The sequence below is a fragment of the Massilia hydrophila genome, from assembly GCF_020208145.1.
Lineage (GTDB): Bacteria > Pseudomonadota > Gammaproteobacteria > Burkholderiales > Burkholderiaceae_D > Telluria > Telluria hydrophila.
The window spans coordinates 71,918-85,231 of sequence record NZ_JAHYBX010000003.1; the positions used below are offsets into that span (position 1 = coordinate 71,918).

At 68.7% G+C, this 13,314-nt stretch carries 14 protein-coding genes; 1 reads left to right on the forward strand and 13 read right to left on the reverse strand.

From position 1 onward, the window contains the following. Nucleotide 1 precedes the first annotated feature (1 nt). The 13 genes from LE190_RS09890 to LE190_RS09950 all read right to left on the reverse strand — a co-directional run bounded on the left by LE190_RS09890 (nucleotide 2) and on the right by LE190_RS09950 (nucleotide 12,358). Nucleotides 2-403, reverse strand: a complete 402-nt coding sequence (locus LE190_RS09890) for a hypothetical protein (RefSeq protein WP_225238538.1) — start codon at nucleotides 401-403, stop codon at nucleotides 2-4. Then, complete coding sequence (locus LE190_RS09895) at nucleotides 400-1,086, reverse strand: hypothetical protein (protein ID WP_225238539.1); 687 nt, start codon at nucleotides 1,084-1,086, stop codon at nucleotides 400-402. The genes LE190_RS09890 and LE190_RS09895 overlap by 4 nt, the downstream gene beginning before the upstream one ends. Then, nucleotides 1,083-1,730, reverse strand: a complete 648-nt coding sequence (locus LE190_RS09900; protein WP_225238540.1) for a PilN domain-containing protein — start codon at nucleotides 1,728-1,730, stop codon at nucleotides 1,083-1,085. The genes LE190_RS09895 and LE190_RS09900 overlap by 4 nt, the downstream gene beginning before the upstream one ends. After that, nucleotides 1,727-2,674, reverse strand: a complete 948-nt coding sequence (locus tag LE190_RS09905) for a type IV pilus biogenesis protein PilM (protein ID WP_225238541.1) — start codon at nucleotides 2,672-2,674, stop codon at nucleotides 1,727-1,729. Before LE190_RS09905 ends, LE190_RS09900 begins: the two co-directional genes overlap by 4 nt. A gap of 140 nt (nucleotides 2,675-2,814) precedes the next feature. Continuing rightward, nucleotides 2,815-5,907, reverse strand: a complete 3,093-nt coding sequence (locus tag LE190_RS09910; protein ID WP_225238542.1) for a DUF6701 domain-containing protein — start codon at nucleotides 5,905-5,907, stop codon at nucleotides 2,815-2,817. Beyond that, entirely contained in the window at nucleotides 5,907-6,377 is a 471-nt protein-coding gene (locus LE190_RS09915; RefSeq protein WP_225238543.1) for an agglutinin biogenesis protein MshP, read from the reverse strand. The genes LE190_RS09910 and LE190_RS09915 overlap by 1 nt, the downstream gene beginning before the upstream one ends. Further along, nucleotides 6,374-7,255, reverse strand: a complete 882-nt coding sequence (locus LE190_RS09920; protein WP_225238544.1) for a prepilin-type N-terminal cleavage/methylation domain-containing protein — start codon at nucleotides 7,253-7,255, stop codon at nucleotides 6,374-6,376. Before LE190_RS09920 ends, LE190_RS09915 begins: the two co-directional genes overlap by 4 nt. Next, nucleotides 7,252-7,842, reverse strand: a complete 591-nt coding sequence (locus LE190_RS09925; protein ID WP_225238545.1) for a prepilin-type N-terminal cleavage/methylation domain-containing protein — start codon at nucleotides 7,840-7,842, stop codon at nucleotides 7,252-7,254. Before LE190_RS09925 ends, LE190_RS09920 begins: the two co-directional genes overlap by 4 nt. After that, nucleotides 7,832-8,380, reverse strand: coding sequence for a pilus assembly FimT family protein (locus LE190_RS09930; RefSeq protein WP_225238546.1), 549 nt, complete (start codon nucleotides 8,378-8,380; stop codon nucleotides 7,832-7,834). The genes LE190_RS09925 and LE190_RS09930 overlap by 11 nt, the downstream gene beginning before the upstream one ends. Nucleotides 8,381-8,391: 11 nt before the next feature. Beyond that, the gene (locus LE190_RS21905) at nucleotides 8,392-8,847 is read right to left on the reverse strand and encodes a type II secretion system protein (protein WP_307734695.1); all 456 of its coding nucleotides are present in this window, start codon (nucleotides 8,845-8,847) and stop codon (nucleotides 8,392-8,394) included. Between the two features lie 66 nt (nucleotides 8,848-8,913). Then, a complete protein-coding gene (locus LE190_RS09940) occupies nucleotides 8,914-9,423 on the reverse strand; it encodes a pilus assembly FimT family protein (RefSeq protein ID WP_225238547.1) in 510 nt (169 codons plus the stop codon). Then, a complete protein-coding gene (locus tag LE190_RS09945) occupies nucleotides 9,420-10,655 on the reverse strand; it encodes a type II secretion system F family protein (protein WP_225238548.1) in 1,236 nt (411 codons plus the stop codon). Before LE190_RS09945 ends, LE190_RS09940 begins: the two co-directional genes overlap by 4 nt. Continuing rightward, nucleotides 10,655-12,358, reverse strand: coding sequence for a GspE/PulE family protein (locus LE190_RS09950; RefSeq protein ID WP_225238549.1), 1,704 nt, complete (start codon nucleotides 12,356-12,358; stop codon nucleotides 10,655-10,657). Before LE190_RS09950 ends, LE190_RS09945 begins: the two co-directional genes overlap by 1 nt. Before the next feature lie 172 nt (nucleotides 12,359-12,530). Between LE190_RS09950 and LE190_RS09955 the strand changes: the two genes are divergently transcribed. Beyond that, the gene (locus LE190_RS09955) at nucleotides 12,531-13,265 is read left to right on the forward strand and encodes a histidine phosphatase family protein (protein WP_225238550.1); all 735 of its coding nucleotides are present in this window, start codon (nucleotides 12,531-12,533) and stop codon (nucleotides 13,263-13,265) included. The last annotated feature ends 49 nt before the right edge of the window (nucleotides 13,266-13,314 follow it).

Genomic DNA, 13,314 nt, shown 5'->3' on the forward strand with positions numbered 1-13,314 from the left:
ATTAGTTCCGGTCATTCTGGGAGGGGGTGCGGCGGACGTCTTCCTGCCGCGTAGAAGGATGCAGGCGCAGCACCTGCCGCTCCCTGCCGCGCACGAGTTCGACCTCGCCGGCATCGATGCGGGTGACGCGCGCACCCTGGACACTGTCGCCCACGCGCACGCTCTGGCCGTCGATCACGGCCACCTGGCGGCCGTCGCGCCCGCGGCCGACCAGCACCGACTGCAGTTGCGGCGCGCGCGTGGCGGCGGCGCCGGCCGCGTCGGGTCCGCCGGCGGCTTGACCGGCCTGCGGCGGTGGACGGGTCGGGTCGCGCAGCGGCTGGCTGGCAGCCTGGGCGGTGACTGGCAGTGCCGCCAGCAGCAGCGCCAGCGTGAGTGCGGGAATGCGGACGAAGGAATTCACAAGGTCATCCATTTCGGATCGAGGCTCAGCGTATGCAGGGTCAGGGTCAGGCGCGCCGTCGGCCAGGTCTCGACCGCCAGTTCGGCATTGCCCCAGAACAGGCCAGTCGGCATCGCTTCCAGCGCTTCCATGTAGGCGATCATGTCCAGGTAGTTACCGCGCACCACGACTTCGGTACCGTGGCGGTACAGCAGTTCCGGCAGCGGCGCGGGCGGTACGCCCGGGGCGGCCGCGGGCGCTGGCGCGGCGGCGTCGGCACCCACCGCCATTGGCGGCAGCGTGCGCATCGAGACCAGCTGCAGGCGGCCATGGGCGCGCAGGATCGATTCCACCAGTGGCGCCATGCGCTCCGGCGGCACCAGGCCGCGCTGCATGGCGCGCAGGCTGTCGCCCAGTGCCGCTGCCTCGGTGCGTACCGCGCTCAGGCGTTCCTGCACGGCCGCGTCCGGATCGCGCTGGTAGGCCTGCAGCGCCTGCGCGATCTCGGTGTCGATGCCGGTGATGTTGTTCTGCTGGCGCGCGATCTGCGCCGCCATCTCGTCCTGGCGCGCGAACATCGGGCCCAGCACGAAGAAGTGCGCGAGGAACAGCAGCGCGGCCGCGGCCGCGGCGAAGGCCAGTACCCGCTCGCGCAGGCTCAGGGCGTCCACGCGCGCCGCCAGTTTCAACCAGGCCTGCTTCATGGCTTGCCCTCGCCCGCCCGTGCCTGCAGGCTGAATTCCACGTAGGGCGCGGGCACCGCCGCATCCTTGCCGTCGGTCCCGGGCCGCTGCAGCGGCGCGGCCTCGCTGATCTGCATGCCGGCGAAGGCCTTGCCGCGCAGCGCCGCTTCGCTCGTCAGGCGGCCGATATAGGTGGGCACCAGGGCCGGGTCGAGGGCGCGGCCGCGGATGCTGATCTCGCGCCCGCCGGTGGAAATGCCCAGGCCCGTCAGCCACAGCCCGTCCAGGCTCTGGCGCGCCAGCGCACGCAGGTATTCGGAATAGCCGCTGGTGTCGCCCAGCTCGCCGCGCTCGAGCACGCCCGAAATGCGCTGCAGGGCGGCCAGCTGGGTCTCGGCCTGGGCCAGTTCGGCCGCCAGCTCGGCACTCTTCTTGCGCGGCGCGAATTCGTTGGCGACCGAGCCGAGGCTGGCCTGCTTGCGCGCCAGGCGCTCGGCGCCGAGCGCCGCTTCGCGCTCGAGCTGGGCCAGCTGCAGCTGGCCGTAGAAGGCAAGTCCGGCCACCCCCAGCACCAGCACGCCCATGGCCTGGGCCATGGTGGCAAGCGCGAATATTTTCTTCTGGCGCCGGAAGACCGGATTGAACAGGTTGATCTGCTGGCTCATGGCAGCAGCTCCTCGTGGCGCAGGGCCGCGCCCAGGGCCAGGAAATAGCGGTGTTGCAGGCCCTTGTCGGCCAGGGCCGGGACGGCGTCGAGGTCGAACACGCTGGCCAGGTCGAGCTGGTCGACCGCGATGTACAGGTTGCTCGACAGGTACTCTTCGAGGCCATCGGCCGGCGATGGAGCCAGCAGCAGGCGTGCCACGCTGACGAAGGAGAACTGGCGCTCGAAGTGGTCGAGCGAGCGCTGCAGCTCCAGCGCGATGCGGTCGAAGCCTCCGTGGCGGCGTTCGATGTCGGCATGGGTCAGTAGCTCGAGCGGGACGTCGATCCGCCGCGCCAGGTAGAGCTCGCCGCCATGGGAGACCGTCAGCAGCGCGCCGTCCTCGGCGACCGACAGCATCGCCAGGCCGCGCCCTTCGGTTTCCAGCCGGGCCGAGATATTCCGCTGCGCCATTTCGGGAATATCGATGACTTCCAGCGCTAGCTTGGCTTCCTCGAACAGGCGCTGGCGTGCGCCGATCACGCTGTTGCGCGCCGCGACCGCGAACATGGTCTGCTGGGGGCGCACCGCGGCCCCCTTGTCCACCGGGATGTCGAACACGTCGATGGTGGCGTCGTCGACATGGAAGTCGAGCATGTCCTTCAGGCGCCAGCGCACCGCGGTGCGCAGCTCGTCCGGCGCGACATTGGGCGAATCGACCGTGAGCAGCTGGTAGTGCCCGTTGCCGAGCAGGTGGCTGAGCTGGAAGCCCGACGCACCGAGTTCCGCGCCCAGGCGCGCCAGTGCCTCGGGGTCGGCCTCGCCCTGCAGGAAACCGACGCCCGCCACCGCGGGCAGGCCGCTGCCCCCGCCGGCGCGGCGCACGGCAGCGCCCACCAGGCCATCGCGGTGGACGGCGATCGCCAGCCAGCCCTGTTTCTTGTTTGCTTTCCTAAAAAGACGCATGCAATCCTGCTCGAGCGACGGAAATTCTGAATCGTTGATTATATGCAGCGCTTGCATCCAAGCGCAGTTTTTTTTGCTTAAATGTAAATGCAATGCGGGACGACTGTGGCTGCGCGGCGCCATGCCAACGGGCCCGCATCTCAGTACATCTCCCGCAGGAAGATCAGGCGGCTGTTGTGGTAGCCGCCGAAGGCCAGCAGGGTCTGGGTACTGGGCAGCCAGGCCGGGTTGTTGGCGACCAGCAACGCACTGCCGATATTGCCCGCGCCCGGCGCGCGGATCGCGAAGGCGCCGCGCCCGGCGCTCAGCCGGTAGGCCGGCCCGGCCACCGGCCCCAGCACGCTCTTGCAGCCGCTGCCGTCGGCCAGGGCGCGCTTGCAGCCGAGGAAGGACAGGTTGCCGGCCTGGGCGAAGCTCACCTCGCTGCTGTCGTCGACCGTGTTGTTGGCCCAGGCGCTGCCGGTCCAGTACTGGGCCTCGGTGGTCACGGGCAGCTTGAGCAGTTCCGAGCCGGCGCCGTTCGACAGGCGCAGCCGGCCATTGAGCACCGTGACACCGCCCTCCTGGGTAGCGGCCGCGCTGGCGCGCAGCGAGGTGATGACGTCTTCGGTGCCCTCCTGCTTCGACACGGCGCGCAGGAACACCGGGGTCGGCGCGGTCCAGTCGAGTGCGTTCGGCCTGGTGTAGCTGAAGCGCTTGGGCAAGGTGTAGGCCGGCTTGACGCCGATCGGCGCGCCGGCCACGATGCCGGCTTTCGGCACCACCACGCCCGCCCCGGCGCTTGTGGCCAGGCTGCCGCCGTTCGGGTTCAGGGTAGTTCCGGCCGGCGCGTCATAGGCGCTGACCGTGATGTCGCGCGCGAACGGCCCGCTGAAATTGTCCAGTTCCTCGCCGTCCTGGGCCATCGGCACCACCGTCACCGTGAACGGCTGGCCGGAGTACACCGCGCCGTCGCCGCGCGCGGCGCAGGCCATCTTCGCCAGGCAAGCGAACTGGCCGCTGGCCACTGTCTTGAAATAGGCCGGCACGAAACGCCCGACGTTGCGCACGTCGACGCTGTCGACCGGGCCGGTGCCGAGGTAGTTGCCGAACTCGCCCTCGCCTTCCAGGCGCGGCCACAGGCGCAGGATGCCAACCTCGCCCCAGGACAGGCTGGCGGCGGTGAACACGCCGTTCTGCAGGGTCCAGGCCTCGCCGCCCAGGTCCGGCATGGTGCGCATCGCGTTCGCCTCCGCAGTGCCCAGCGGCTTGCCGACGCCCAGGGTGACGGTCGCGCCTTCGGCGCCGAAGCTCGGCGTGGCCGCGCCCTGCAGCGTGGCGCCGATCACGCTCACGGTGAAGGGCTCGCCGGCCACCGCGAACATCGGATCGGCGCCGGTGGCGGCGCCCGGGTTGGCGAACCTGCCGCGGTTGCGTTCGATCAGCGTGAAGGCCAGGCGCGCCGGGCGCGACACGAAGGGCAGGCTGGCCGCCGTCTTCGAGGTGGCGGTGGACTGCAGGTACAGCTGCACCTTGCCGACGTCGTGGTACACGAAGTTCAGGGCCACCGAGGGTGCGGCGCTGAAGTCCAGGGTCTGGGCCGCGCCCCAGGTGCCGACACCGGTGCCGGCAGCGGGCACCGCGCCGCTCGCCGCGCACTGGGGCAGCGCCACGCCATAGCTCGAACCCAGCTTGCCGGCCGCCGGATTCAGGCAGCTCAGGCCGAAGCGCAGGCTGGGCTTGGCCAGGGTGGAAGCCGGCTTGACCGGCACGCCATTGGCGATCGCCGTGACGAAGACCTGGGTGCTGGCGCCCGCCACGACGGGGCCGGCGAAGGGCTTGCAGGGCTGGCTGGCGTTGCCGATCGCGATATTCGCGGTGCAGGCGCGGTCGGTGAACACGAAGCTCAGGTCGGCGCTCGGCTGCTCGGCCACGCCAGTGTCGCTGTCGGTATTGTTGGCCGTGTTCGGGTCGGTATCGGGTGCCAGCACGCTGGCGGTGTTGGTCAGGGTGCCGGTCTTCTCGACCCGCGCCACGACGGTGAGCGGCGGCGCGGCCTGGCCCTTGGCCAGGGTGCCGGCATACTCGCAGTACAGGATGATGTAGTACACGCAGCTCCAGCCGGTGCCGGCCGCGGACTGGTAGCGCAGGCCCGAAGGCAGGTAGTCGACGATGCTCGCGCCGCTGTACGAACCAGGGCCGAGGTTGGTGACGCTCAAGGTATAGCTGGCGTCGAGTCCGACCACCAGTTCGCTGGTGCGGGTCTTTTCGAGCTTCAGGTCGACCGTCGGCGGCACGTTGGGCACGGCGATGATTTCCGCGCTCAGCAACACCAGGTCCTGGCCGGAGCGGTACACCGTGGTGGCGCTGGTCTGGCCGGTCTTGATGACGGGTTCGTCCAGCGTATAGATGTCGAAGTCGATCCCGCGCGACGCCACCCCTGGCGTCATGCTGCTCACAGAGTTGAACTGGTTGCCGCTCGGGTTGCTGGCGTCGCTCATCTCGTAGTTGTTGAACTTCAGGATCTCGCCGCCTTCGGACAGGTTCGGGTCGCCTTCCCAGGTGATGTGGCCGAGGCGGCCGGTGGCCCTGGTGCGGCTCAGGTCGGGGATCTTGAAGTCCTTCAGGTTCAGGGTCACCGACACATTCGTGCTGCCGGCGGGGTTGTGGATGTACTGGAAGCCCTCGTACAGGTTCAGGTTGCGATAGGGTTCGCTGTCGTTCGCATACACCACCAGCAGCGCGAAGCCGCCCAGCACGCCTTCGGGCGCGCAGTAGGGGCTGCCCGCATTGATGGTGAGGTTCTTGAAGCGGTAGGTGCCATTGCCCTTCACCAGCGGCGTCACGTCGGCGGCGCCGGAAAAATAGTGATTGCCGGTCGTGTTCGAGCGGTACTGGCGATCGTCGGCAGCGCGCACCGTGGTGTTCTCGAACGTCACCTCGTAGTCGGGCGTGGCGGCCGAGCCGGCCCAGTACAGCTGGGCGCTGAGGATCCTCGAATTGGCCGGCACGCCCTGCAGACTGGCCGTGATCTCGGTCGATGCGCTCACCACCGCGCAGGCATCGTTGGTGCCGCTGCGGTTGGCCTTGGTGCGCATGCTGGCCTGGGTGCCGACGAAGTTGACGTTGCCGCTGAATTTTTCCGTCACGCGCAGCGGCACGTCGTACCTGGCCTGGGCCAGCACGGCGCCGCTGGCGGCCGCCAGCGCCAGCGCCGCACAGGCCCTGCCGAACTTGAGTAGGGCTTGCTTCATCAAATCCTCACTTCGATCACGCGCTGGACATACTCGACGCTGGTGGCGGCCGCGTTCGGGCAGGCGCCGCTGCCGGCGGCCGGCATGTTGCAGGCGGTGGCCGTGATCACCCAGCGGTCCAGGGCGGTGGGGTCCTCGCCGTCGGCCGGTTCCAGGTCGTGCACCAGGCGGCACTGCACCGTCACGGTAAAGCCGGCCAGCGTGCTGCCTTCGGGCAGCGCGAACGACTGGGTGGGACATTGGGACAGGCGCAGCACCTGGAAGGCGCCCCACTCCACGCCGGCACGCGCGGCTTGGTAGGCGCGCGCGCCCTGCTCGTCCATGGTGGCGGTGGCGCGCTGCGAGGTCGACACCGACACCGCCACCACGCCGAGCGCCGCCAGCACCACCAGCAGGAAGATCGCGGTGATCAGGCCGATGCCGGCCGCATGCGCCATCCGGCGCGGCAGCGCGGGGGAGCGGCGCGTCATGGCGTGTTCTCCACGTGGATCTGGTGCACCAGCGTGACGCCCGCGTGGTTGGCGGTGCGCGGCAGCAGTTCGAGCGTCATGGACACCAGCGCGGTGCGCTGGTTGGCGGTGCTGCCGTAGTCGAAGCGGCAGGCGCCCACGCGTGCGGCCAGCAGGCGGCTGACGGCGCTGCCGTTCTCGCCCGGTCCCGCCGCCACCGGCGGCGCAACCTGGGCCGCGCTGATCGCATAGCCGGATTGCCGCGTCAGCTGGCCGTTGCCGCAAAAATAGGTAACCGGTCCGGTGACGACCTGGAAGCGGCGCGCCGGCGAGGCCAGCGGCGGATCCTGCTGGGCGAAGGGATTGCTGGCCAGCTGGACCAGTTTCTGGGCCGCGTCCACGCCCGTCACGCGGGCGATGTTGCGCGCGCCCGTGGCCGCATTCGCCAGGTAGGCGTTGGCATGCTCGATACCGAGGTTGTAGACGACGATCCAGTCGCCCGCCACGATCTGCTGGCTGCCGCCGGGCAGTTCGCCCACCACCGTGAAACCCGTATTGGCCGGGTTGGTGAAATCGAGCACCGAGCGGTCTGCCACCCCGTCCTCCTGCGCCAGGTAGCGCCCGCCGGTCTTGGTCAGCAGGAATTCGATGGCGCGCCCGTCCGCGCTGACCCGTACGCTGTTGGGCAGCGCCAGGCGGATGTCGCGCGCCATGCGGCGCAGGGCCAGGTCGGCCTCGTCGGTGAGTTCGGCCCGGGTGGCGGTATCGATGTAGTTCTGCACCGGCGTGCGGATGAACGCGGCGACGATGGCGGCGATGATGCCGATCACGGCGATCACGACGATCGCCTCGACCAGGGTGAAGCCGCGCGGCCGGCGGAACAAACGCGGCGCGGTCATAGCATGTTCGGCGCGTGGCGCGTGCGGTAGCCGTCCAGCGCCAGGCTGTCCCCGTCGAACTCGACGGTGACGCGGATGCGCAGCACCTCGGCATCGGCGCTGTTGCCGCCAGAGGCGATGCCGCCCAGGGCCTCGGGCGTGATCGTCAGGCGCACCGTGTAGCCGGCCAGTTCGAGCGGCGTGCCGTTGACGTCGGCCAGGCGGCCGGCGGCGTTGTTGAAGGCCAGCGTGGGCGTGCCCGCGGCCGCCACGTAGTCGTTGATGTTGTCGTAGGGACGGCTGCCGGCCGGCTTCGGTGCGTTGCGCCCGAAGGCTTCGGGTATCGTGCAGTCGGCGCTGCTTTCCGCCGTATCCGCATTGTCGGAGGTCGGATCGCAATAGGTGAAGCGGGCCAGCTGCACTTCTTCGAGCATGGCCTCGGCCAGCATCAGGGCCTGCTTGCGGCGCAGCGGATCGGCGCTGTGGCGGCTGGTCAGCCCCAGCACGTGCAGCAGGGCCACCAGGGCGATGCTGATGACGACGATGAAGACGATCAGTTCGATCATCGTAAGGCCGCGTTGGCGGCCCGGCGCACCCCTAGTGGACATAACCGGTCTCCGGCGCCACGTTGACCGCGACCGGGGCGCCGCTGCCGCCCACGGTCAGGGCCAGGCCGGCGCTGGGACGGCCGAGCGCATCGAAGGACAGGCTGGCCGGCAGCGTACCGGCCGATGCCAGCGTCACGCCTGCGGGGCGGCCTTCGCAGAACCAAGTGGTGGAGGCGCAGGCCGCGCGGGTGGCGCTGCTGCCGCTGTTGCCGCCGGCCGGGGCCGGGACGCGGCTGGCCGCCGGGCAGGCGCCGGCGTTGAAGCACAGGCTGATGCGGCTGGCTTCGATGAGGACGTGGACGCTGCGGTTCTGGGCGATCGCCAGTTTCTGCGCATGGCGCAGCATGCTGCGGGTCTGTTCGGCGAAACCGGCCGCGTCGAAATCCTTGCGGTCGGCGAAGCGGCCGGCGCCGAGGGCGGCGAGGACGCCGATCAGGACCAGCACGATGATCAGCTCGACCATCGTGAAGCCCGTCTGGCGTCGGCGCTGCGGTGAGACGGCCGCGCCTTGCGCGGAGCAGCGGAAGCGGCCGGTCACGGTGGGGAGGATCAGCCGCAGACGAGGGTATCGGGCACGGTGGCGACGCCGGTCGCGATGGTGTAGGTCACGGTGCAGCTGCCGGCGGTCTGGATCGCGCTGGTCAGGCCCTTCGGCGAGACGGTCACGGTGGTGGCGGTGGTGGTGATCGTGTAGTCGGCGGCCGACAGGCTGGCGGCGGCCACGATGCCGGCGCCGTCAGGGAAACCGGCCGCGTTGACCGAGATGCTGCCACCGTCGACCACGACCGGATTTTCGGCCTTGACCAGCCACTTGCCGTGCACCAGCGCCGAGGCGGAATTCATCGCGCCACGCACGCCCTTGGCGCTCGCTTCGCGCGCATCCTTGCCCAGGTCGATGAACTTCGGCAGCGCGGTCGCGGCCAGGATGCCAAGGATGACGATCACGACGATCAGTTCGATCAGGGTGAAACCGCCTTGGGCGCTGCGTTTGAAGTTGCTGTTCATTATTTTACTTCTCCGAAAAAGAATGGTCCGAAAGGGAACCGCATTGCAAAAATGAGTAGGAATGGCTCAATCGATTTCTTCCAGCGCCAATCCCATGGTCTCCACGCTTCGTCCACTCTTTGCGGCCGAGCTTGGCAAGCTGAGAAATTTTACCTTGATCCTCAGCAACTTTGATGATTCTGACGAAAAACTTTTATATCTGTTGGGGAAATACACTAGGGTTCTATCGGCCCGGTCAAAATACCAATGGCCGGCCGATAGCAAAGCCGCGTCGGGCCGGTAGTATTCGCCGAGATAATTCTCCGGAGGCCGCTGCAGCCATTCCACGGGGTTTTGCATGGCCAGCGCCCGCAGGCCCGCTTCGCCCTGCATCGCGGCCACCTGGGCCGCGCGCGCGGACAGCGCGCTGCGCAGGGCGGCCACCACTTGCCTGGCCTGCACCCCTTCCGCCTCGGCCCGGTAGCGCGGCACGTAGGTGAGGAAGATCCCGACCAGGGCGGCGAACAGGCAGGCGACGACGCCGAGCTCGAACAGGGTATGGCCGCGCGGGCGCAGCCGGTCGGTCAGCGCGATCACTTCTGGAACGCCGCCCGGCCCAGGTCCCAGATCGGCAGGAAGATACCGAGCGCCAGCACCAGCACCATCGCGCCCAGGAACACGATCAGGATCGGCTCGATCTGGCTCGACAGTGTCTTCAGCTCGTAGTCGACTTCGCGCTCGTACATGGAGGCGATCTCGTCCATCAGGTCGTCGAGCGAGCCCGATTCCTCGCCGACGGCGATCATCTGCAGCACGATCGGGGTGAAGACATTCGCGGCGCTTGCGGTGCGCAGGATGCTTTCGCCGCGCTCGACGCCGTCGCGCATCTGCTCGATGCGCGCCGCCAGGTAGGCGTTGTCGGCGGTCTGCGACACCACGGTCAGCACCTGCACCACCGGCACCCCGCTGCGCTGCGACAGCGCGAAGCTGCGCGCAAAGCGCGCCATGGTCGCCTTGTGGATGATCTTGCCGGCGATCGGGATGCGCAGCTTGTGCCTGTCCCAGGCGTAGCGGCCCTTGGGCGTGGCGATCCAGGCGCGAAACGCCATGAAGGCGCCGGCCGCCAGCGCCGCCAGCAGCGGCCAGTAGCGCACCATGAAGGCCGAGCTGCCAATCAGGATCCGCGTCATCAGCGGCAGCTCCGAATCGAAGGACTCGAACACCTTGACGAACTGCGGGATCACGAACACGTTGACGACCACCATCGCCATCGCCATGGCGATGACCACGAAGCTCGGGTAGCGCAGCGCCGTCTTGACCCGTTCGCGCATGTCGCGGTCGAATTCCAGGTGCTCGAACAGGCGCAGGAAGACTTCCTCCAGGCGCCCGGTCATCTCGCCCACCCGCACCATCGACAGGTAGAAGGAGCCGAACACCTCGGGGTGGCGGCGCATCGCGGAAGACAGCTCGCGCCCCGAGTCGAGCGACTCGCGCAAGTCCTTCAGCACGCGCCCGAAGGCGCGGTTGATCGCCGATTCCTGCAGGCCGGCCAGGCCGCGCATGATCGGCACGCCCGACTTGAGCAGGGTGTACATCTGGCGGCTGAACAGCTGCACGTCGAAGGAAGTGATCTTCGGCTCGATGAAGCGCGCCCACCAGCCGCCCTCGGCGCCGCCGCTGGCCACCTTGCGGCTGGTGGCGCTGATCTCGACCGGGGTCACGCCAGTGGCGAACAGCTGGTCGGCCACGGCGCCGCTGTCGGCGCCCTCGAGCACGCCCTGCATCAGTTCGCCGCGCGCATTGCGGCCTTTATAGGCGAAGAAGGGCATTATTCGTCGTGCTGGTTACTGACCCGCATCGCTTCCGACACGGTGGTGCGGCCCTGCACGGCCAGCGCCACGCCGTGGCGGCGCAGCGTGTTGCCGCCCATCTCGGCGTAGGCGGCCTTCAGGAAATGGGCCGGATCGGGGTGGTTGGCGGCGTCGATCACCCTGCGCGTCATCTCCAGCAGTTCGTACACGCCGGTGCGGCCGCGGTAGCCGGTGCCGTTGCAGTGCGAGCAGCCGCGCCCGCGGAAGAAGCGCTGCGCGTCGACCGTCTCGCCCAGTTCCGCCTTGAGCCACGTGTGCTCGGTGGGCGTCGGCCCGTAGGGCGTGGTGCAGCTCTCGCACACCAGGCGCACCAGGCGCTGCGCCAGCACCGCCTGCAGCGAGCCGCTCACCATGTAGCGCGGCACTCCCATGTCCATCAGGCGCAGCGGCGTGCTGGCGGCGTCGTTGGTGTGCAGGGTGGACAGCACCAGGTGGCCGGTCATCGCGGCGCGCAGGCCGATCTGGGCGGTTTCCTGGTCGCGCATCTCGCCCACCAGCACGATGTCCGGATCCTGGCGCAGGGCCGAGCGCAGCACGCGCGCGAAGTCGAGGTCGATCTTGTCGTTCACCTGCACCTGGTTGATGCCGGGCAGGCGGTATTCGATCGGGTCTTCCACCGTGATCAGCTTCTTCTCCACCGAGTTCAGTTCCGACAGCGCGCTGTACAGGGTGGTGGTCTTGCCGCTGCCGGTGGGACCCGTCACCAGCACCAGGCCGTTCGGGCGCTGCACGATCTGCCGAAAGCGCGCCACCAGCTCCGGCGGCATGCCGATCGCATCCAGGCGCAGCTGGTTGCCGGACTGGCCCAGCAGACGCATGACCACCGATTCGCCGTACTGGGTCGGCATGGTCGACAGGCGCACGTCGATGCGCTGGTTGCGCACCTTGACCGCGAAGCGGCCGTCCTGCGGCAGGCGCTTTTCCGAGATGTCGAGGTCGGCCATCAGCTTCAGGCGCAGGGCCAGCGGCATCGCCACCTTGATGTCGGCCTCGGTCTGCAGGTGCAGCACGCCGTCGATCCGGAAGCGGATCTGCAGGCGCCCGTCCTGGGGCTCGATGTGGATGTCGGAAGCGCGCACCTGGGCCGCGTCGTCGAATACCGACTGCAGCAGCTTGACCACCGGCGCTTCTTCCAGGCCCGGATTGGCCGCCAGGGCGCCGAAGTCGACCGAGGCGTCGCCCACGTCCTGCTCGACCTCGCGCGCGAAGTCGGTGATCTGGTCGGTGCGGCGGTAGATGCGGTCGATCGCGGCCAGCACCTCGGTCTCGTTGACCACGGCCAGTTCGACGCCGCGCTTGAGCAGGCGCGCGATCTCGTCGTAGGCGAACAGGTCGGTCGGATCGGACACGCCCACCAGCAGGCTTTCGCGCCGGTCTTCCAGCACCAGGGCACGGAAGCGCCGCGCGGCCGTCTCCGGCAGCAGCCGCACCAGGTCCGGGTGGATGTTGTAGAACTTGAGGTTGATATAAGGAATGTTCAGCTGGCGCGCCAGGGCGCTCGAGATCTGGTCCTCGGTGACGAAGCCGCTCTCGACGAACACCCGCCCCAGCTTGCGCCCGGTGCGCTTCTGGTCCGCCAGCGCCTGTTCGAGCTGTTCTTCCGACAGCAGCTTTTGCTGGATCAGCACTTCGCCGAGTCGAATTTTTTCCGGCCTTGCCATGAACATTCCTTGATTTATGCCTTGCAGTAAATATTTTATGCCAGAACCCCGGCCCGAAACCGCCGAAAAACGCTGCTGCCCGGAAAATGTCGCGCTTTCGCCTCGATGGAATGGCATCGCGTGTAAGATGGCCCCGCACAAGCAAGCGACAAGCGACATTCCAAGGAAGCCGATGAACGACACCCTCCCCGCACCCGGCCAGCGGCGCCGCATCTACCTGATGCGCCACGGCAGCGTCAGCTACTTCGACGAGGGCGGCAATCCCTATTTGCCCGAAAGCGTGCCCCTGAACGCGGACGGCCGCGGCCAGGCCGACGCGGCCGGGCAGGCCTTCCGCGCCGCCGGCGTGCGCTTCGACCGGGTCATCGTGTCGGGCCTGCCGCGCACGGTGGAGACGGCGCAGCGGGTGCTGGCCGCCAGCGGCCAGGCGATCACGCCCGAGGCCTGGCCGGCGCTGCACGAGATCCGCGGCGGCCGCCTGTCGCAGATTCCCGATGGCGAACTGCGGCGCGCCTTCACCGGCGCCTTCGAAGGGGTGGTCGACGAAGGGCAGCGCTTCCTGGGCGGGGAATCGGTGGGCGAACTGATGGACCGCGTGCACCCCGCCCTCGCCCGCCTGCGCGCGCTGGAGGACTGGGACACGGTCCTGCTGGTGCTGCACGGCGGCGTGAACTGCGCCATCCTGTCGTTCGCGCTGACCGGCCAGCGCCTGTTCCTGGGCGGCCTGGCCCAGTCGGCGGGCTGCATCAATGCGCTCGACGTAGGGACCGAGGAGCGCGACTGGGTTGTACGCCTGGTCAACTACCTGCCTCCGGCTCCGCTGCAGCCGGACGCCCGCGCGACGACGATGGAACTGCTGTACCGCCAGTACCGCAGGAGCCGCCGTCCTGCGCCGGCCGAGAAATAGCACGCCCGTACATTTTTTCGCCGGAACGGGCTAGAATGCAGGACAAACA

Coding starts and splice junctions, on each gene's coding strand:
- LE190_RS09895 (WP_225238539.1), bottom strand. CDS start 1,086: ATGAAGCAGGCCTGGTTGAAACTGGCGGCGCGCGTGGACGCCCTGAGC.
- LE190_RS09900 (WP_225238540.1), bottom strand. CDS start 1,730: ATGAGCCAGCAGATCAACCTGTTCAATCCGGTCTTCCGGCGCCAGAAG.
- LE190_RS09905 (WP_225238541.1), bottom strand. CDS start 2,674: ATGCGTCTTTTTAGGAAAGCAAACAAGAAACAGGGCTGGCTGGCGATC.
- LE190_RS09910 (WP_225238542.1), bottom strand. CDS start 5,907: ATGAAGCAAGCCCTACTCAAGTTCGGCAGGGCCTGTGCGGCGCTGGCG.
- LE190_RS09915 (WP_225238543.1), bottom strand. CDS start 6,377: ATGACGCGCCGCTCCCCCGCGCTGCCGCGCCGGATGGCGCATGCGGCC.
- LE190_RS09920 (WP_225238544.1), bottom strand. CDS start 7,255: ATGACCGCGCCGCGTTTGTTCCGCCGGCCGCGCGGCTTCACCCTGGTC.
- LE190_RS09925 (WP_225238545.1), bottom strand. CDS start 7,842: ATGTCCACTAGGGGTGCGCCGGGCCGCCAACGCGGCCTTACGATGATC.
- LE190_RS21905 (WP_307734695.1), bottom strand. CDS start 8,847: ATGAACAGCAACTTCAAACGCAGCGCCCAAGGCGGTTTCACCCTGATC.
- LE190_RS09945 (WP_225238548.1), bottom strand. CDS start 10,655: ATGCCCTTCTTCGCCTATAAAGGCCGCAATGCGCGCGGCGAACTGATG.
- LE190_RS09950 (WP_225238549.1), bottom strand. CDS start 12,358: ATGGCAAGGCCGGAAAAAATTCGACTCGGCGAAGTGCTGATCCAGCAA.
- LE190_RS09955 (WP_225238550.1), top strand. CDS start 12,531: ATGAACGACACCCTCCCCGCACCCGGCCAGCGGCGCCGCATCTACCTG.